Raw genomic sequence first — 19,952 nt, 5'->3', positions numbered from 1 at the left:
AGATAAGGAGTCACGCATGAATCTTGCGGGAAGGACTTGCACCTTCATCAATCTGAGAGTTCAGTGCTCAACCTAGGGGTCAAGTTTCACTGGATTAGTTATTTACGGATTGATTACCGAGATTCACTAATCAACGAATCGCACTTCCACACAGCTTGACAACTTCTCCCTCCCCAATTCCCTATACTCCCAGGTAGAAGTCTCTTGCCAACCCTAGGGGGGATATCTCCACAAGCATTTGGAGCGACAATTTGTCAAGATTAAAAATATAAGTAGAGGACAACCCCATGAACTTTTCTATACAATCTGTTTACAACTGGTATCGCGACACCCTCCGCAACCCCAAATACCGCTGGTGGATTATTCTGGGAACCCTGGCATATCTGGTAAGCCCGATCGACATTGCCCCAGACTTTCTCCCCGTCATCGGACAAATTGACGATGTGGCGATCGCAGTCTTGCTGATTTCCGAAGTTTCGCAAATGGCGATCGACTACTTTAAATCCCGCCAAACAGAGACAGCATCAGCATCCGAAGCCACCGGTGCCCATTATTCTGAAGCCCAAGGCAGCACCGTTGACGTAGATGCAGTTTCTGTAAAATAATTGCCAAAAATAATCGAGCGCTACAACCCCGACTTCTTCAAAAAATCGGGGTTTTTGTTTTTTAAATGCCAACTGCTCAGATCGTGCTCCAAAGCTGGTAATTTTAACTATGATCCATCTGTGCTAACAACAAATTTTTATAGATGAAGTTTAGCGAAATACTACAAAAACTTAACTTAGCCACAAGTCGCACCCTCACAGCGTCGGTTGCTACCGATCCAGAAATTACAGGCGCGGCCCCTGTTGATGAAGCTGCACCCGGTACTATCAGTTACATAGAAGGTGCTAAATTTGCCGTTCATACAGCCACTACAAATGCTTCGGTTTTAATTTTACCCTTAGATGAAAGCCTCCAAGCTCAATGTGACGATCGCAACATTGCTTGGATTGCCGCAGCAGATCCGCGATTGCTGTTTGCTGAAACAATCGCCCTTTTCTATCAACCGTTTCGCCCAGCATCCGAAATTCATCCTTCAGCCGTCGTTCACCCCTCAGCAGAAATTGGTGAAAATGTCTATATCGGCCCCCACGTCGTTATTCAAGCAAAAGTCAAAATTGGCAGCAACGTTTGCATTCATCCAAATGTCGTAATTTACCCAGATGCGGAAATAGGCGCAGGCACTGTTTTACACGCTAATTGTGTCATTCACGAACGTACTCGCATCGGGGCAAATTGCGTGATTCACAGCGGTGCGGCGATCGGGAGCGAAGGTTTTGGGTTCGTGCCGACAGGCACAGGATGGGTGAAAATGGAGCAGTCTGGCTGCACTGTATTAGAAGAGGGCGTTGAGGTTGGCTGCAACAGCACGATCGACAGGCCCGCTGTCGGAGAAACCCGCATCGGCCAGAATACAAAAATCGACAACTTAGTACACGTAGGTCATGGCTGTCAAGTCGGGAAAAATTGCGCGTTTGCCGCTCACGTTGGCATGGCTGGCGGGGTAAAAATTGGCAACAATGTAATTTTGGCAGGTCAAGTAGGAATTGCTAATCAAGCCAAAATCGGAGATGGGGCGATCGCCACTGCTAAAGCCGGAATTCACAGCGACGTGCCCGCAGGTGCGATCGTGACGGGCGTTCCAGCAATTCCCCACAAACTATTTCTCAAAGCCGCAGCCGTCTACAACCGCTTGCCCGAAATGTACCAGTCTTTGAGGCAAATTCAGCGCAAGCTCGATCGGTAGTCAATTGGCAGTTGGCAGTAGTCAGTAGTCATTAGTTAACAGTTAACAGTCAACAGCCAACAGTCAACAGTATTATAGTTGCCACCCCTTAAATGTGGAATAGTATAAACAACCTGCGACTGCTGTCGCCGTCAATACCAGCAATTGTCAAAATAATCTTGTTTTTCTCGACTTGGATTGTTGTGTGGCTTCCCGCAGCGATTGTGCTGGCGATAGCCCTCAAATGGCATCCGCCCCAACCCCTGGGAAACAAAAAACTACCTTTACTAGCTTCCCTCTACGTGATTGTCCCCTTCATTTTATGGGCGACAAGTTGGATCGAAAACACATCTTTTGTTAACTGGGGTTGGGATTGGCAACCCGCAGTTTTGATGTCATTAATGCGGGGATTAGGATTAGGAATAATTAGCTTAGTAATTTTATTCGGTCTGCAATTAACCGCAGGCTGGCTAGAACTAAAAAAAAGCGAAACTTCCACCGAAACAGGCGAAAAAATTAATTTTTGGACTTTAATTTTTAACCCTGCTAGTCTGCTGACTCTGTTATTAGGACTGTGGATTAGCGCCACAGAAGAGTTAATTTTTCGCGGCTGCTTGCAAACAATCCTCCAGCAAGATTACTCAATGCTAATCGCAGCAGCGATCGCCAGTTTCATTTTTGCGATCGCCCACCTAATTTGGGCAGCCAAAGAAACTCTACCGCAACTGCCCGGATTGTGGCTGATGGGGATGGTTTTAACATTAGCCCGCATCGCCGACAATGGCAGTTTAGGATTGGCGATCGGCATTCACGCAGCTTGGATTTGGGGTATAACTACCGTAGATACAGAAGGCGCAATTAATCCCACAGGCCGCGCACCGGAATGGATTACAGGAATAGCAGCAAAACCTCTAGCAGGTGCAGCCGGCATTTTATTGCTACTAGCAACCGCAACCTTACTCTTCCTGACTCAAATCAGCGTTAATCAGCGCTAATCAGCTTAAATCTGCGGTAAAAATTCCGACATTAATTCAAGTGTCGATCGATCGTCACAATCGAAACAGGCCGCAACGCATCAAAACGAGTTGAATTCCCCCCAGCCACAGAACGCGACAACTGCACTTGCACGATTCGGTAACTCCAGTGCGGTTCCCGGCGCACCCGATCGCCAATCCAGCTCAAAACAGTAGCAATATCCTCAAAAGCATCCAAAGCCAGCACGATCGAGCCTCCAGGGAGCAGCCGCAGCGCGCAAACGCCCAAAATTTTAGTCAACCCTCCGCCACTACCGCCAATAAAAATCCGGTGCGGAGGACGCAAGCGGTGCAAGATTTCCGGGGCGGTTCCGTGAATCGAGAACACATTTTGCAGCCCAAAACGGCCATAGTTGAACTCGATCGCAGAATTACCAGAAACCGTTTGTTCGATCGCGTACACCTCAGACTGCGGGAATAAACGAGCAATTTCGATCGACACAGAACCGTTACCAGCACCCACATCCCAGACAACTTGTCCCGATTGCAAAGTCAATTGTGCCAACACCAACACCCGCACTTCCCGTTCAACCGTCAAACCAGGCTTATCGCCACAACCGATAAAAGCTGCATCCGGTATTCCCAACAAAGGCAACTTTTCCAAATCCAAAGGTTCTGCCCTCGGCGGGGGTTCCCGCAGCATCACCACCACGCTCAGCGGTGCAAAAGACTCTCTCAGCAAAGCTTCCAGAGACTTGGGGCTTACCCGTTCCTCGGCAGCCCCCAAATTTTCGCAAACCCAAAACTTGTAGCGTGTCGGCAAATCTAGAGCTTTCACCAAACTTGCCAGTAAAGCCGGAGTGTGAGCTTCGTCCGCCAGCACCGCAATCTTCTCCACACCGAGCTTCAGCTTCGCCGTCAGCTCCTCAAAATAGCGTCCTTGAGAGCCTACACAATGAGCATCTTGCCAAGGGATTCTCAAGCGATTAAAAGCCAACTGCACAGAACTGACATGGGGGTGAAAAGTTAATTTTTCGGGTGGCAATTGGGCAATTAACAACTTTCCCCAGCCGTAGAACAGGGGGTCTCCCGCCACTAAAATTACGATCGGTCGATCGCGGGTTTCCACCGTCCCCGCAGAGGGATCTAATTCGGGTTCAGTCGCCCACCAGCGCCGAATTTCCAGAATTGCTTCGGTCAAATCTTCCAACGCCCAGCGCTCTCCGTCGTGCTGGGGAAAATAGCTCAAAAGGCGGTCGCTGCCTATTAGCAGAGCGGCCATTTCTACAACCTGCCGCGCCGATTCGCTCAGCCCAGAAGCTCCATCTAAACCGATACCAACTACGTGTATTATCACTTTTTAAGCAAAAAGTAAAAAACCAGAATTACTGATTTTTCCTGGTTTTTCATAAATTTTTTCCTTGAGTTTACTTTCAAACAAAAATAATTAAAGCATTTAATAGGCAATATCCTGACTGTTGTCACAGGGGAGAGGGGGAGAGGGGGCGAGAGAGTGGGAGATGGGGAGAGTGGGAGATGGGGAGATGGGGAGAGTGGGAGATGGGAAAAAATTTTCCTTCTTCCCTCTTCCTTCTCCCTTCTTCCTTCTTCCCTCTTCCTTCTTCCTTCTTCCTTCTTCCCTCTTCCCTCTTCCTTCGTTAAAACTCAAAAACAGGCCATTCCGGTTGTCGGAGATAGGTGGTCATGTCGTCAAACTTCCGCAGTTCCACTCGGTGTACGGACTGTTCTTGCGGCGTGTCCAGCCATTGCTCGTTCAACTCTGACAGCAAAGCGCACAAGCGATCGCGGTCAAGGTTCGGCCCGGTGTCCCCAAAATAAGCCAGAGTAATGTGGGCCGTAAAATGATATTGCTGTTCAATTCCCAAAGCCATTAAATCGGGATTTTGATAGATCGATCGGCGAAACTCCAGAATTTGCTTGTAAGAGTTTTCGTCCGTCGGTGCCAAACAAACACCCACAGCCCTAGTCATCACCATCAACCCCAGCACTATCCAGCGAATGGGAGCGCCGCCCGCCAAGGGTTTGCAGGCGGCAAAACCATCGGCCATGCGCGAGCGCAGTTGCTCCTCAAATTCTGGATTTTTATCAGAGGCATCTCGAAAAGCGCTGTTCCAAATTAAATCGGCTACGGTTAAATGGAAGCTATCAGGAGGCAGTGCCACGAGCGCACCCTCCCCTATTTCCTGCAATAGCCGTTGTTGGCTCGACTGCAAATTACTATAAAATGCAGCATTTTCTGCATCTTCCCCCGCAGGCGGCGTAATCACTGAATAACCTGGAAAAGGTACAGGAGATCTCCGGCCTGCTTCGTCGGGCTTAAATTTTGGAGATTCCTGAATGTGTTCCACCTGGGACTTGTAGGAGTCCAGCAGCGTCATTCGCGCCACCCGATTTACGTAAGCTTGATAAGTATCATCCAATCTTGATTTCCTCGCGGTGACAAACTCCCACACCAAATTTTATATTATGGTGCGGGCTTCCAACAGCCCTATTCAGGATATGTTGGACTTGCGGAACCTGCAACTTTGATTTTTTGGGCTACTGAGCGTTAAATCATGCAAATTTACCTGTTTTGGGGGGAAGACGACTTTGCAATGGCGCAGGCTGTGACAAGTTTGCGCTCCTCAGTCCTCGACCCCAACTGGGCTAGTTTTAACTATGACAAGATTATTGCCGATTCCGCCGGAGCTGTGGTCGAAGGGCTCGATCGAGCCTTAACGCCCCCCTTCGGTACCGGCAGCCGTTTTGTCTGGCTGGCAAATACTACTGTAACGCAGCAGTGTTCTCCAGAACTGTTAGCACAATTTGAACGGACGCTGCCGGTGATTCCCGACACCACCGTGTTGCTGCTAACATCCGTCAAAAAACCCGACAGCCGGCTCAAATCTACCAAGTTAATTTCCCAGTCCGCCGCCCAAGTGCGGGAATTTTCACCGATTCCGCCTTGGAATGACAAAGAATTAGCCCAGCGGGTGCGCCAAGTCGCGGGCGAAATGAACGTAAAATTGACCGCCACAGCGATCGAACTTTTGGCCGAATCCATTGGCAGCGATACCCGCGGGCTATACAGCGAACTCGAAAAATTGCGACTGTTTGCCGGCAACCGCAGCCAACCTCTGAACCCGGAGGAAGTGGCAGCACTGGTACACTGTCACGCCCAAAATACTTTCCAGCTAGCCGATGCGATTCGCGAGGGCAATACCTCCGCCGCTTTGGATTTACTGGCAGGCTTAACTGGCCGCAGCGAGCCTGGTTTGAGAATTGTGGCTGGCTTGACTGGTAAGTTTCGGATTTGGCTGTGGGTAAAGGCGATGATCCAAGCGGGCGATCGCGATGATAAAATTGCTCAAGCTCTAGATCTCGGCAATCCGAAACGAGTATACTATTTTCGGCAAGAAGTCAAGAATGCCAGCTTAGAAAAACTGCAAAAAAGTTTGCCTTTGCTCCTAGAGTTAGAAGCTTCTTTAAAACGGGGCCGAGAAGAAATCTCAACCCTGCAAACCAAAGTTATAGAACTTTCTAGCTTGTTTCGCTGATGCGCGACAGAGCACAGGAGCGGCGCTTTACTGTAAATTTTTATAACAAATTTCTTTCTTCGGCTATGTGCTTGATGCCCGATCGCGGGGCAAAAGGTCAATAGATACTAGAAATACTCTTAGAATGCCAAAGTAGAAGTTAATGTGGTAAATAAATATTGTCCGCCGAATGCCGATCGGTTAATATTATTTGCCGGCTCTCCACCCCCCCCAAAAAAAGAGCGCTACCCATGACACAACAGAACCCGCGGGAACTGCTCAAGCAAGGCGATCCAAAAGCGATCGCATCTAGCATCAACCGTACACTCAAACCCAAAGGCATCAACGCCGATGTGACGCGGGACAATGGCTGCCTCCACATAATTCTGGAGGCAGACAAAGTACCGGATCAAATGGTATTGGTCGATTTCATCCGCACCGGCATGACGAAGCTGGGACTTGAATCAATTCACACTGTAAAGGTTTACGGGCGTCGAACAGGTGACGGTGAGCCTACGTGGGAAGATGAAATTGATCTGATGCCTGCCGATTCAATGCCTTACCCCTTGGATAGTGGAATGCCTGACGACTCTGTAGGTTTAGATGATGTCGAGCCCGAAGGCGAAGACTATTATCAAGAAGGAGAATTCGATCGAGATGACGACGAGGAAGACGAAGACGAAGACGAAGATCAAGCCCCGCCTCCGAAAAAACAATTTCCCAAATGGGTAATACCTGTGGGTATCTTAGTACCTCTGGCGGCGATCGCAGGGCTTTTCTTTACTAAAACTTTCCCCTTCGGCGACTCTAACCCAGAACCCATCGCCCCCGTAGCTACTTCCCCCTCCCCGAAACCCGCATCTCCCGCGTCTAAAGCCGCTGCATCCTCGACCGCCGCCTCTCCGGGCATCCCACAGGCAGCCTCCCCTGCCGCAAAACCCGCTCCGACTGCTGCGCCAGCAAGCCCAGCTCCAGCTTCTCCTCCACCAAAAGCCGCCGCGCCCAAGCCTGACTCTTGGAGAGAAGCCGTTAACACAGCTCAGAAGGCAGCAATTTCGGCCCAGACGGCTCAGTCTCAAAATGAGTGGATCGCAGTAGCAAGCCAGTGGCAGCAAGCGGTTAAGCTCATGAGAGCCGTACCGTCAACCAGCCCTAACTATCAAAAGGCTCAGCAAAAAGCGGCAGAATATCAGGCTAACCTGATTGTTGCCAACCGCAGGGCGGCAGCAGCACCTTAAGAGTTTTGAGTTGAATACTGGATGTGCTAAAAGTCAAAAGTCAAAAGCCAAAAGTAAAAAAACTTGTTTTTACTGAAAGCTTTCTTACTTTTGACTTTTTTCAATTTTATTAAAAATTTATTTAACTTCACTACATCTGTAAGGCTTTAGCTATCTTCAGCCTTTAATCAATCTCGGTATCGGAATTTTTTGTCGATTAATTATAGTTCACGGCGCTGCGACAAAATTATTTTTAACTCCTCTGAGGTTAAATCAATTCTTTCTTGGTAGTTTACGTGCATAAAATATTTCTCACGCTCTCAGCATCATTGTAGTATTATTTTGGGTAACAGATATTAACATTACTTTATTTACCTTGATTTTTTTCTACCGACTTACTTAGATGTATATACAGCAAGCCGGATGTTCGCACTCCTTCCTGTAAAAACAAAATTTACTCAACAAACACCGCAATAACTTGGTTTCTTTGATAAACCGGTTTGCTAAACACAGAGCTTGGTTTAAATCTGTTCTTCCCCTGGATTAAAATGCTCAATTCCTTGATTTTCTTGTACGCGCAAAATAGCATCTTTGGGAATACTTAGGATGCCTGTAAATGAATTTTGGCTTACTTTCAAAGCTTGTTCCTTATTTTTGTATTCGGCTAGTTCGCACTGTAAATTGTCAATAGTCTGTTGCAAGCGAGTGGCTTGTCTGAGCATTTCTTGTTCAGAAAAGTCCAGCAATTGCATCAGATTAGCCACTTGATATTCAAGTAATTGGGTTTCGTAAATATTGTTATTTGTAACAAAGCTTGGAGGATTTTCTGAATACTCAAAAACACTTTTTTTGTCGGGCATGGACAATGCTGTTTTGACACTAAGTGCCAAATCTTTAAACATTTCAGCAGTGTTGTGGGGAATTTTAACTTTCATGAACATCACTACCGCAAACACACTTCCTGACGGCAGAAGTCCCCCAAATCCTAAGACAGACTTGACGTGGTAGGGGATAATTAAGGAATTTTGCTCAGGAATAAAGGGGCTACCTTTTGCCTCTGAGACGTGAAAAATATTTAATACTGCGGGCTCTAATTGCAGGAACCTTTCTCGCTCAATTCCGAGGAATGTAGGAATGTCTAAACCGAACTGCCGGATTATTTCTGCAATCGCTGGCATTTGAGCCACTAATTTTGTGCTAAGTAATGGAATAGCTGTATTTTCTGCTGCTGTGTGCCGAGAATTCCACTGCGGTTCAGGGCCTGCGGCTGCTAGCAGAGTCCAACATTTCATGTCGGTGGTGGGGGAATTTCCCTTCATCAAGCGGCGGGCAGATTGTTGCAATGAGTCTTCTAATTCCCCGTAGGGATGAGTTTTGAACAAACGCACTAAGGCACAGGAATTTTCTCCAGTTTGCGAATTGCAAAAATGTCGGTAAATATAGTTAACAATCTTCTGGCTGCTGGCTTCCATACTAGCAGTATTTCTACCTAAGTGGCGCAGGACTAAGCTGCATTTAGCCATGTCTTGCGGGGTAAATAAGGTAATATCGTACATTAAAAAATGCTCTCCAAGAGCTCAAACACTCTTGTTCATTTATCGTTAAGGCCGCTACGGCATCCGGAATCCTACTGAGAGTTTTAAAAACAGTGTTGGTTGAAATATCTATAAAATTTGCCCCCCAATGCAGCGGTTGTATGGCAGGATACAGAAATTAAGATTAAAGCAAAAAAAATCTATCCCCTAGGGTAGGCCACAAGGAAGAAAAGCCAATGTATAATTTAGGAAAAGGTTTTTTACGATAACTCCTCCAGAGGAAAAGAAACGGGCTTTTTCACCAGATATGCCTCGCATTTTACTGAGCATTTTCCTAGATAAAAGTCGGTTTCTGGGTCAGCCATATTCACAGAAATCCTAGAAACTCAAGCTCCAATTTTCGTTGCAGGCGATCGCACACCGATTAATTAAAAATTGGTACAATTTCGTCAGTCTTGGACGCAGAAACCGGGTTGTGTTACAGAGAAAAAACCCGATTTCTTGGTTTTGGCTAACTAGATGGTGTGTTCAAAACTTTTAACCACCCCAAAAAAACTCTACTCCGCAGGTGGAGACTTTGCTTCCAGGGCATCTTTAGCAGACAATCCCTGATCTTGAACGCCAAAATACCACAAACTAGCAGCAGCTTCGGCGCGAGTGACTGATTTCTTCGGCTGAAACAGAGTAGTAAAACCAAAAACGCGGCGAATATTCGCCAAATCTCCATTGTTAAAATCAGCTAAAACTGCCCGCGATGCCTGGGAATCAATCTTAGAAGCATCTTGAAAGCCCCATTTTTCTTTCACCCCGTCAATGTTAGCTGTCGGTAAAACTTGACGACTATCTAAAGGCACTTTCCAAAGAATCATTGTTTCGCGAGTTAAAGGTGCATCCGGACGAAATTTCACATCTTTAGTTTCTCCAGAAAGTGAACTCGGAATTACACCGGCTTCTGCTAAACCTTGAATAGCTGAAAAATCCGGGTCAGTTTTGGGTACGTCAGAAAAGGCTGGTTCGCTAGAGTCTACTGCTAATCTAATTTGTTTGGCTTGACGGCTAGCATAAATCTGATTGTTAGCTGCTACTAACCAGCGGGCGTATTCGCGGCGAGTGACAATTTTGTTGGGTTTGGGCAAAGTGCTGGCTGTTTCTAAATTACCATTTTCTGTCGCTCGCACTTTTAGCACTTCCAACTGACTTAAATCAGCCACATACTGCCGCAACTGTTGAGGAATTTGGGTGTCTAGTTGGCTAACGTTTGCTGATTTTGGCGACGCGGATGGTGTTGGAGTAGTTCCCTCTGAATTAGATGAATTTGGTGAAGCGGTTGGAGATGCGCTAGACTCGGAATTGTTAGGTTGGGGACTGGTGGCAATTTCTGGGCTGTCTTTGCTGTAGTCGATCGCAAATTCTGTAGAACCCCCTACTTTCTGAGTAGGAGAAAGCGACACTGTTACCCGCAAATTATCTCGCGTTGCTATCAAAGAACCTTGTCCCTCGGCGGTGGGGCGGCTGACTATTTCCCAGTTGCGACGCCCAAACTCTGTGGAGTAAAAGTTTTGAACCGAATTAACCGGATCTGTGCTCTCCCAGCGCAGTCGCACATTTTTGGGCAACGAATCTGTTTGCCCACTAACTTCGATTAACTCAGCATTAGGATAGAGTGGAATCTCCGTAGGAAAATCCGGAGGAAGTTTGGCGGTAGAGTTTGTCTCAATAGCTGTCGCTGGTGGCGGGGAAGAGAAAACTACTGGATTTTGTTTTAATTTCGGATCGGCGGCTAATGATTCTTCGAGTGCCTTGCTGTTGGGGCTGTTTGCACAACCTGTGACCGCAGCCAGGAGACACACAGCCAGCCAAGTATTTACAGCAGCGAGTATATTGGTTTTATTGGTTTTAGTGATTTTAGAGCGTTCTTGAGAGTTGCCTCGCCGTTGAGTAAATATAATATTCAGCATAAATCCCCCCTTTGCGGATATATTTCTAGGCTAGCGCAGATCGATCGGGCATATATAATTTTTACCCAAATGAAATTTCTGTATTTACTTCTAGTTACTGCTACATTACTTTCATACCCTGTCAAGTTTGCCCGTCCCGCTGCATCTCAACCAGCCCCGCTGCGGACAGCCATTCAGACGCCAGAGTGGCAGCCATTTTGCTCAGCGATGGGTCAGTTTGCGATCGATATGCCGGCAAATCCCAAAATTAATTCCGAAATTTTTTCAAATCAAATTATTGCTCATACATATCGATCGAAATTAAAAAACAAAGAAACTTATTTGCTTCAATACTTTGACCTAGATTTTCGGCTGAGGAACAATAATATCAATAATATCAGAATTACTTTAAATAATGCCGTTGATTTTTTTGTCGTGGCAGCGAATGCTAAAGTCTTGCAAGTGCGGGATATTTCCCTCGGAGGCTATCCGGGAAAAGAATTTGAGTTTCAGCCACTTTCTCCCACTGAACCTGTAGGTGTAGGTCAAGTTTATTTGGTGGAAACGCGCGTTTATGGGCTGGTTGCCACTACTCCAGAACCAGAAAATGCTCAAAAATTTCTCGACTCTTTTCGTTTGTTTTGAAGCAGGAAGTTTGGCAATGAGTAGTGTATGAGATTTAACAGATTTAACGGAGAGATGTTGAGCGAATAAATCACAGGTTTCAGGGAAGAGAGAAAAATAAGTTGGGAATGGCGATCGAATTTATTAATAAAACTTACGATTGGCAACTCGGTGTTTAGGAAAATAGTGGCTTTGGCAACAAAAAAGGTCGCCATCAACCGGGTTTTTGAGTAATAATTTGGCCAAAACTCCATTAAGCTAAATTTGGCTTAATACCTTATTGTATTTTTTGTACTCTATCTAACGATATAGATTAATTTTACACCCGTGGAGCGATGTAGATACTTGCTCAAATTTATATATTTGATATAAGGATTTTTAAATCGCCGAAAGCAAAAATCAGAAAGCATAAACAAAGATGCTGCCTTGCTCCATCTGGCTCCCATCTGGCTCAACCAAGTCAGCCTCATCGAAAGCTTACCCGGAGGGTATTAATATATTATGAACAAACTAACACCAATTATCCTGAGCGGTCTCCTGTTATTTGGAGCTGCTGCTTGCAGCGAAGGAGCTAAAACTAGCGCTGATTCTCCTAATTCTGCCACAGGAAATACCACTAGCCCGCCCCCAGCCGAGACAGTTCAAAAAACTCAGGGTGACGCCACTAGCCAGATTCGCCAAAACCAAGCAAATTCTGATATCAGGGCCAGAGAACAGCGCAACAATGTGACTGGTGGCGATGCAATAAGAGCCGATGGCGACCTCCAAAGTGAAGTGCGCTCCAAGTTAGAAGTAAACATCACTAAAGGTCAGCTAACTGTTGACGCAAAAGACGGGGTTGTCACCGTAGGTGGCACAGTCCCCAATCAAACTGATTTAGCTAAAATTGAGCCACTAGCTAAAGAGATTAAGGGTGTTAAAGATGTCAATGTTACGGCTGTTGTCGCCCCCGCTGCTCCCGCATCGCCTAGCAGCAATCAATAAGTTGGAAGGAAGAATTCCGAGGGAAATAAGGAAGAAGGATGTAGTTATCTAGGAGAGAAGTCTGAGGGAAGAGGGTAAAGTTTGGCATTGTAAGATTGCTTGCGGAGCGGATTGCAACGCTTAGGTGACTCTCTAGGGAGATCGATCAGAGTTTTAAGTTAAAGAGTTTAAATTGAATTTTAAATTCACGCACTCAAAACTCGCGCAACACCTGCAAATTCCCCTTCCCAATTCCTGATTTACCCTCCCGGAGAATTAGTTGGAAACCAACCTGAAGATAGAGTGGGAAGTTATTCCCAGCGACCGATGAAAATTGTTGGGAAAAAATGACTAAATGTGATTGATGGCAGAGCATAAATTCTGTGGTTGTGTAAAAGTAGTATATTTTTCAGGAGAAAAAAAATGGCTTTAGGTCAACACAAGCGAGCTGTAGGAGCATTTTCTAATTACCGAGATACGGAACTAGCCCTGATGGAGCTGCAAAGTACCGGGTTTCCGATGAATAAAGTTTCGGTAGTTGGCGAAAATCTCGATCGCAGCGAAATTGCCGGCGCTAGCACTGGTACTGGTAAGGGTACCGACGACAAAGTGGGCGGCGGCGCAAAAGCAGGCGCGACAGCGGGAGTCGTGACGGGGGGTTTGATTGGGTTACTCGGGAGCATTGGAGCGCTAGCGATTCCGGGAGTTGGCCCGGTGATGGCGGGGGGTGCGATCGCAACTCTGCTGGCAGATACTGTAATCGGAGGCGCGATTGGGGCAGCAGCAGGCGGTTTGGTCGGCGGTTTGGTCGGCTTGGGAGTTCCCGAAGAAAAAGCTAAAGTCTATAACGATCGCGTTTCCCGTGGAGAATATTTGGTATTCGTAGAAGGAACAGATGCCGAACTTGCCACAGCCGAAGGCATTATGACTGTGCGGGGCATTCAGGATTGGGGCATTTACGATGTGCCGGCAGACACTGGCCGCAGAGCTTCGGGCCACCAGAAGCGCGCCGTGGGAGTATTTTCAACCCGTCGCGAGACTGAACACGCACTGGGAGAACTGAGAACTGCCGGTTTCGACATGAATCGGGTTTCGGTTATCGCTAAGGATGCTGAGTCTAAAGGCGATATCGCAGGCATTGACGTGCACGACAGCGCGGACAACAAATCCGATGAAGGGGCCACAAAGGGCGCACTCACAGGTGGTACTTTGGGAGGTTTGACGGGCTTGTTGGTAGGTCTGGGCCTAGTAGCAATTCCGGGCATCGGGCCGATTATGCTGGCAGGAGCCTCAGCTACGGCGATTGCCACTACACTAGCCGGTACGGCTTTGGGTGCGGCAGCAGGCGGCTTGATCGGAGCTTTAGTCGGTATGGGAATTCCCGAAGAGGAAGCTAGAGCATACAACGATCGCGTGGCAAGGGGAGATTACTTGGTACTGGTTGACGGCAGCGAAGCAGAAGTCGCTAGAGCTGAAACCATCCTGAGCCGCGGAGGCATTCAGCATTGGAACACCTACGACTATAATCCCAGCGTCGATAGTGCTCGGGCTGATTACGGCGCTCCTGGCACTCCCGGCGTTGATACTACGGCTGATATTTACGATCCCAATCAGGGTGTCACCGGCCACCGTCGGGTTTAATAATTCAGACTTTGTTTGGGTATTGTTTCTACTTTCTGCAGGGTAGTCGCACTCGCGCACTCGGATTGTGGAAAGTGATCCAACCAACAGCGGCGAGCTAGCGGTTTTACGCTTCGTAGGTAAAATTATCTCAAAAGTCGGCTTTTTCTCTGAAAGCCGGCTTTTGTTTTGTTCTGGAAACTTCAAAAAGCCACCTGTCAAAAGTTTAATTTTGATTGGCAAGGTGGGCTTTCCACCAGTGGATCGATCGGCTCCCTGAATTTTTACAGCAGAAATCCGCAGCGGTTTTTTAGTCTGTAACACTCACTACTGCTAGATTTTAAACCCCGCAGTATTATCAAATTGAATGACCTAAATTACCACAGATATTGCCCAGTTAGTCAAAGAGCGACTATCTTTAATTATGGGTAGCTAATTTCAGCAACTTATACAGGTGAAGTAGCCAGTCCCGCGCGCCGAGTACGGCATGCAGTGGTCGGCAACTATTAGAATAATATTGTCGTCGCTTTCCCGCCAGACTTAGGCTGGTCATTGCTTGGCTGTAGCAGCCCAATTGCTGTTGGCAAGACCTGCGGCATGAATACAGTTTTTCTGGGAATGCCTCAGAGAAGCATTTGAGAAGCCCAGGAACAGCTTTTATGTCCGGGAGCGCGTCTGGTGTCGAGTGTTCTGTAAATTAGAACCGCAAGCGCTCATGGATCGAGAAAACATTAACAGCAAGCACAGCAGCGCGGGAATAGGGGAACGACTCGCGAACCATTTTTTCGCGCAATCTCAGGCTCAGCACAGCGTATTGCTTGCTTCGCCGGCGACTCGCTCAGCACTCCGAGGGAAACAGCCTTCCTGTTGGTTTTCACTGGCACGGAGCACAGTGGGGGGAGGTGACACTAGCTGAGCTGGCCTGGCGCTGCCGTCCGGGTTCATCGAAGGTAGAAAGCACTTATTTAGAAGGCATTAGGGGTTGAAGCTCCGATATCTTCTTTCTTGATTGCACTCATAAATTCGATCGCCTGTACTGGCAAATTTTCGGGTCAGAAGGCGGTGCGGATGCCACCCCCAATACCCCAAATATTCGATCAACCTTGACAAGATCGATCGACAATTTCTCGGTATTTTGGTAAAGAGTTAGCAGGTAATATTTAGTGGTTACAGTTAGTACAAATACAACTAATTATTAACAACTAATATCAATCGCCAACTAATTACTAGCAAAATAATACTTACAGGACTTACAGGCGGCTAGAAACGCGGTTTTTTTTAATAACTTCCGCGCTAGCCAACCTCATCAGATTATACCAGAACCAGGTTTATTTTCGTAAATTATAACTAGGTGAGCAGGGTGATGGTAGAAATCAAGCAGTTTTGACAATTGTCAAGGTGGCAGTTTAAGTTTTAAAAACTGACTGGCAAACACGATAGTAGAAACTTTCACACAACATAGAACATCGAGAAATTAAGGAAACTCACTCAATTTTTTTATGAATTTCACTGAACTTTTAAGTGCCGATGAACTTTTAATTAGACATAGAAACGGGGAACGAGATTTTCGAGGAGCTAACCTCATTGCAGCTCAGTTGAGTGAAGCTAATCTCAGTCGAACAAATTTGAGCAACGCTAATTTGAAAGGTGCCAACTTAATTAGAAGCAAACTGATTGGAGCTAATTTAAACGCCGCCGACTTGAGCGGGGCTAATTTGTCTAAGGCGAAATTAATTGAAGCTAACCTCGGGAGTTCTAGTTTAACTGGAACTGTGGCGATCTCCGCAGATTTTAGCGGGGCAAATCTCAGCGGAGCAATATTGTCTCAGGCTGACTTGAGCAAAGCTGTGATGACGGGAGCGAGTTTAGTAGGAGCTTGTTTGCTAAGCGGCTCAAAACTAACGGAGGCTAATTTGAGCGGGGCGACGCTGAGCCGAGCAATTATGAGCGGGGTTGACTTAAGTAGAGCAAATCTGACGAGAGCGATTCTCAGCGAGGTAGATTTGACCGGGGCAAACCTGAGCGGAGCAACTTTAACCCGGGCTTATCTCAATCGCGGAAATCTCAGCGGCGTCAATTTGGTTGGGGCTTCTTTGAGCGAAGCAAGTCTGCGGGAAGCTTCTATTAGCGCTGCTAATTTGAGCGGTGCTGACTTGAGCGGTGCTGACTTGCAATCTGCCAATCTAAATGGTTCTAATTTGAGCGGTGCCGACTTGCAGGGAGCTAATTTGAGTAAAGCTAATTTAAATGGTTTGATTCTGCACAATGCTGATTTGAGGGCTGCTAATTTGAACAAAGCTTCTTTGCGGGGAGCTAATTTGAGCGGTGCGAATTTAGCAGGTGCTAGCTTGCTGGAAGCGGATTTGCGGGGGGCGAATTTGAGTCACGCCAATTTGTCGGGAGCGGGTTTACTGCTGAGCTCTCTGACAGGGGCGAATTTGACAGGAACTAATTTGTCGGAGGCTAATTTGATTGGGGCCAGCTTGAATGTTGATAATTTGAATGAAGCAGCTTTGGGCGGGGCAATTTTGCCGAATGGAGCTACTCACAGCCGGGATTGATGAGTTGATTAAAAGAAAATAGTTTTGAGTTTTAAATTAAAGAATCTTTAATTCAAAACTCAAAACTTTTAACAATAAAAAATTCAGGATTCAAGAGTCATAATTCAGTTGTGGGGACGGGTTTTAATAGATTGTCGGCGATCGACAATCTATTAAAATTCGGACTCAGCGATGCAGTCTCAGAGGCAATTTCAGCATTGCTTTGACTAACTCATTCGCTTCGACAGGTTTTGCAACATGATGTTGAAACCCAGCAGCAAGAGCTTGTTTCTGATTAAAGTCTCCAGCATAGGCAGTCAGGGCGATCGCCGGAATTTGCCCGCCCAGCTCTGGTGGTAGAGATCTCATTTGCCGCACTAGCATATAGCCATCCATATCTGGCATTCCGATGTCGCACAGGAGGATATCGAAGGGTGTGGTTGAGAGCAGTTGCAGTGCCTCGATCGCAGACCCAACGGCAGTCACTTTGGCTCCGGCTTGTTCCGCTACAAATGCCACAAACTCGCGTGAATCCTGTTCATCATCCACAACCAACACGCGCACAGAGGCCAGGTGAAGATCGTCCCATCGAGCTTCTGTTGTATCGGCAACTTCTTCAAGCAGATTCGCGGTATGCAAAAGAGGAAGTTCAACGGTGAAGCTGGCTCCCCGTCCTTCACCCCTACTCTCAACCCAAATTTTGCCGCCGTGCAATTCCACAATTTGACGTGCAATCGCCAGCCCCAATCCCAAACCCCCAAATTTACGAGTTATGGCTCCATCCTCTTGCCGAAAATGCTCAAACACATAAGGCAGAAACTCAGGATTGATGCCTTTTCCTGTATCGGTGACAAGAATCTGGGCATAAGTTCCAGTTTGGGTTAACCTAACGCTAATTTGCCCGCCTTGATGGGTGAATTTCACGGCATTGGATAAAAGATTCCAGATTACTTGCTGCAAACGCCCGGAATCGCCCATTACCATTCCGATGCCGGGTGAAAAGCTTGTTTGAATTTCCAGCGACTTGGCTTCGGCTGCTAGCCGAACGGTTTCCAAGGCGGCCGAGATCACCATATTCAAATCAACGGACATCCGATTCAAACTCAGTTTGCCGCTCAGAATGCCGGAGGTGTCGAGCAGGTCATCAATCAGTTGTGACTGGAGTAGGGCGTTGCGTTCGATCGAGGCAAGGGCGCTAGCCGTTTTTGCAGGGCCCAGTTTGTTTAGCTGCAACAGCTTCGACCAGCCGAGAATCGGATTGAGGGGCGATCGCAGCTCGTGAGACAGCACCGCCAAAAACTCATCTTTGATGCGGTTGGCGGTTTCGGCGGATTCTCGTGCGGTTTGCTCTTGTTGCAGAAGCTTCTCGCGTTCAGCTTCGGCTTGCTTGCGATCGGTGATGTCGCGCGTTACACCCGCTACCATTTCCACAGCACCCTCTGCATCAAAAACGGGCACAAAAATATACTCGTAAGCTCTTGTACCGAACGCGCTGGTGTATGGCGTTTCATCCTTAAGCGGTTGGCGCGTCTGAATCACTTTCTGAATCTGATTGTGAAGTTTGAGGGCTAAATCCACTGGGTAATCTAATTCAAAAAAGGTTTTGCCAATGGCTTCAGCGAAGGATTTTTGCCAAAGGTCGAGCAACGGCTTGTTGATATCAATGAACCGCCCGGACAAATCGAATGTATAAATAAAGTCCGGCACCGAAGACTTAAAGGCGTTGAACTTTTGCAGTTGCCGTTCGAGTTCGGCGGACGTTTGGCGCAGGACTGCTTCGGCTTGAATTTGATGGGTGACATTCTTGAAATAAACGGTGATTCCCTGTGTGGCAGGGTAGGTGCGGACTTCGTACCAACGATCGTGGTCGGGATAAAACGCCGTCAGTGACGCAGGCACGCGATCGCGCATGGGGCTCCAATAGATCGGCTCAAACTCGCTACCAATCAGCCCTGGGTATTCTTCCCATAAATTCTTGCCAATCAAATCACCCGGAATGCGATCGAGCAATGTTTCGGCAAATTGATTGACGTAGGTGAACCGCCAGTTATCATCCAGGGCAAAGAATGCTTCACCAATGCTCTCTAGAATATTCCGGCTTTGCTCCTCGGTTTCACGCAAGGCTGCTTCCGCCCGTTTGCGATCGGTGATATCCATCACTATTCCTAACAACCGAGTCGGTTTACCACTGGAGTCACAATAAACGCTGCTGCGTACCCAAATCCAATGCAAGCTTCGATCGCCGTGGATGATTCGACATTCAAAGTTCCAGTTGGTATTGGCTGAAAGGGTTTCTTGAAACTTCTCATTCACAAAGGCGCGATCGTCGGGATGAACGTGGCTCAAGAAAATGTCGTAGTTCCATTCCGGCAGCAGCGACTCATAGCCAAAGATTTGATCGTGTCTGAACGATCGATGAGCAGTGTAAGGCTGCGTCGTGAGATCGAGATCCCAATCGCCAATTTGGGAGGCATCTAACATAAATCGCAGCCGCGCCTCACTCTCGCGCAGTGTGGCCTCAGCCTGCTTACGAGGGGTGATGTCAACGGCAGCGCCGTAAATCACTTGTTCTTCTGGGTACGGCTTGGCATTCCAGAGAAACCAGCGGTAGGAGCCATCTTTGTGCCGGTAACGGTTTTCAAACGAAAAGGTTTTGTTACCCGATAACAGACTGTCGGCTTCTGCAATGGAGGTGCCCAGGTCTTCTGGGTGGACAAACTCAGTCCAGGGGCGGGATGTCATTTCGTCTGGTGTCCAGCCGAGGGTTCGTTCAAAGGTTGGGCTGACCCAGTGGAAATACCCGTTTATGCCCGTAATCACTTGCAAATCCGAACCGACGGCCAGAAACCGTTCCCGTTCCTGCTCAATTTTTTTGCGATCGTTGATATCCCGGAAGAAAAGAGACAGCCCAGTCGGGGAAGGATAAACGCGAACCTCAACCCACAAATCAAACGGAGCATAATATTCCTCAAAGTCCACCGCGATTTGCTCGCTGAGCGATCGGCGATACTGGACTTCAAACTGATTGCCGATCGTGCCTGGGAAGGCTTCCCACATCGTTTTGCCCAGCATTGCTTCTAGGGGAGTTCGCGACACTCGTTGTGCGGCTTCATTAGCATAGGTCAAGCGAAAGTCGAGATCCATTGCCATAAACGCATCGGTTATAGTCATTTCAAATAAATGTGAGACAGAGGCAAGATCATGATAAAATCGATAAAAATAGTTAATTAGAAAAAAA

Annotated in this window: 15 protein-coding genes; 9 read left to right on the top strand and 6 right to left on the bottom strand. The window is 47.3% G+C overall.

The window, feature by feature from the left end:
* Positions 1–287: 287 nt before the first annotated feature.
* The 3 genes from QUA03_RS24595 to QUA03_RS24585 all read left to right on the top strand — a co-directional run bounded on the left by QUA03_RS24595 (position 288) and on the right by QUA03_RS24585 (position 2,763).
* Positions 288–605: a YkvA family protein gene (locus QUA03_RS24595; RefSeq protein WP_333063952.1), complete on the top strand. Its 318-nt coding sequence runs from the start codon at positions 288–290 to the stop codon at positions 603–605.
* Positions 606–748: 143 nt separating this feature from the next.
* Positions 749–1,789: a UDP-3-O-(3-hydroxymyristoyl)glucosamine N-acyltransferase gene (gene lpxD, locus QUA03_RS24590; RefSeq protein ID WP_333215770.1), complete on the top strand. Its 1,041-nt coding sequence runs from the start codon at positions 749–751 to the stop codon at positions 1,787–1,789.
* 92 nt (positions 1,790–1,881) lie between these two features.
* Positions 1,882–2,763 (top strand): CPBP family glutamic-type intramembrane protease, encoded by an 882-nt coding sequence (locus QUA03_RS24585; protein WP_333215768.1) that lies wholly within the window; start codon positions 1,882–1,884, stop codon positions 2,761–2,763.
* A 31-nt stretch (positions 2,764–2,794) separates the two neighbouring features.
* Here QUA03_RS24585 and cbiE read toward each other — a convergent pair whose 3' ends face one another.
* The 3 genes from cbiE to QUA03_RS24570 form a co-directional block, all read right to left on the bottom strand.
* A complete protein-coding gene (cbiE, locus tag QUA03_RS24580) occupies positions 2,795–4,099 on the bottom strand; it encodes a precorrin-6y C5,15-methyltransferase (decarboxylating) subunit CbiE (protein ID WP_333215766.1) in 1,305 nt (434 codons plus the stop codon).
* Between the two features lie 99 nt (positions 4,100–4,198).
* The gene (locus QUA03_RS24575; RefSeq protein WP_333215764.1) at positions 4,199–4,411 is read right to left on the bottom strand and encodes a hypothetical protein; all 213 of its coding nucleotides are present in this window, start codon (positions 4,409–4,411) and stop codon (positions 4,199–4,201) included.
* Positions 4,401–5,141: a DUF1868 domain-containing protein gene (locus QUA03_RS24570; protein ID WP_333080749.1), complete on the bottom strand. Its 741-nt coding sequence runs from the start codon at positions 5,139–5,141 to the stop codon at positions 4,401–4,403. The genes QUA03_RS24575 and QUA03_RS24570 overlap by 11 nt, the downstream gene beginning before the upstream one ends.
* 177 nt (positions 5,142–5,318) lie before the next feature.
* Between QUA03_RS24570 and holA the strand changes: the two genes are divergently transcribed.
* Complete coding sequence (holA, locus tag QUA03_RS24565) at positions 5,319–6,299, top strand: DNA polymerase III subunit delta (RefSeq protein WP_333215763.1); 981 nt, start codon at positions 5,319–5,321, stop codon at positions 6,297–6,299.
* A 230-nt stretch (positions 6,300–6,529) separates the two neighbouring features.
* Positions 6,530–7,516: a hypothetical protein gene (locus QUA03_RS24560; protein WP_333215761.1), complete on the top strand. Its 987-nt coding sequence runs from the start codon at positions 6,530–6,532 to the stop codon at positions 7,514–7,516.
* A 500-nt stretch (positions 7,517–8,016) separates the two neighbouring features.
* On the opposite strand, the gene QUA03_RS24555 is transcribed toward QUA03_RS24560, so the two are convergent.
* Both QUA03_RS24555 and QUA03_RS24550 read right to left on the bottom strand, forming a co-directional pair.
* Positions 8,017–9,051: a histidine kinase gene (locus QUA03_RS24555; RefSeq protein WP_333215759.1), complete on the bottom strand. Its 1,035-nt coding sequence runs from the start codon at positions 9,049–9,051 to the stop codon at positions 8,017–8,019.
* Positions 9,052–9,587: 536 nt separating this feature from the next.
* Entirely contained in the window at positions 9,588–10,988 is a 1,401-nt protein-coding gene (locus tag QUA03_RS24550; protein ID WP_333215757.1) for an S-layer homology domain-containing protein, read from the bottom strand.
* A 69-nt stretch (positions 10,989–11,057) separates the two neighbouring features.
* Here QUA03_RS24550 and QUA03_RS24545 point away from each other — a divergent pair, with 69 nt between their 5' ends.
* The 4 genes from QUA03_RS24545 (at position 11,058) to QUA03_RS24530 (ending at position 16,735) form a co-directional block, all read left to right on the top strand.
* The gene (locus QUA03_RS24545; protein WP_333215755.1) at positions 11,058–11,612 is read left to right on the top strand and encodes a hypothetical protein; all 555 of its coding nucleotides are present in this window, start codon (positions 11,058–11,060) and stop codon (positions 11,610–11,612) included.
* A gap of 480 nt (positions 11,613–12,092) precedes the next feature.
* Positions 12,093–12,575 carry a BON domain-containing protein gene (locus tag QUA03_RS24540; RefSeq protein ID WP_333215753.1) on the top strand — a complete coding sequence of 161 codons (483 nt, stop codon included), beginning with the start codon at positions 12,093–12,095 and terminating at the stop codon, positions 12,573–12,575.
* A 402-nt stretch (positions 12,576–12,977) separates the two neighbouring features.
* Complete coding sequence (locus QUA03_RS24535) at positions 12,978–14,195, top strand: histidine kinase (protein WP_333215751.1); 1,218 nt, start codon at positions 12,978–12,980, stop codon at positions 14,193–14,195.
* Positions 14,196–15,673: 1,478 nt separating this feature from the next.
* A complete protein-coding gene (locus QUA03_RS24530; protein WP_333215749.1) occupies positions 15,674–16,735 on the top strand; it encodes a pentapeptide repeat-containing protein in 1,062 nt (353 codons plus the stop codon).
* Between the two features lie 165 nt (positions 16,736–16,900).
* Here QUA03_RS24530 and QUA03_RS24525 read toward each other — a convergent pair whose 3' ends face one another.
* Positions 16,901–19,885: a PAS domain-containing protein gene (locus QUA03_RS24525; RefSeq protein WP_333215747.1), complete on the bottom strand. Its 2,985-nt coding sequence runs from the start codon at positions 19,883–19,885 to the stop codon at positions 16,901–16,903.
* Positions 19,886–19,952 lie beyond the last annotated feature (67 nt).

The sequence above is a fragment of the Microcoleus sp. S36b_A4 genome, from assembly GCF_036700645.1.
GTDB lineage: Bacteria > Cyanobacteriota > Cyanobacteriia > Cyanobacteriales > Microcoleaceae > Microcoleus.
This window is presented reverse-complemented; position numbering and strand designations above follow the sequence as displayed.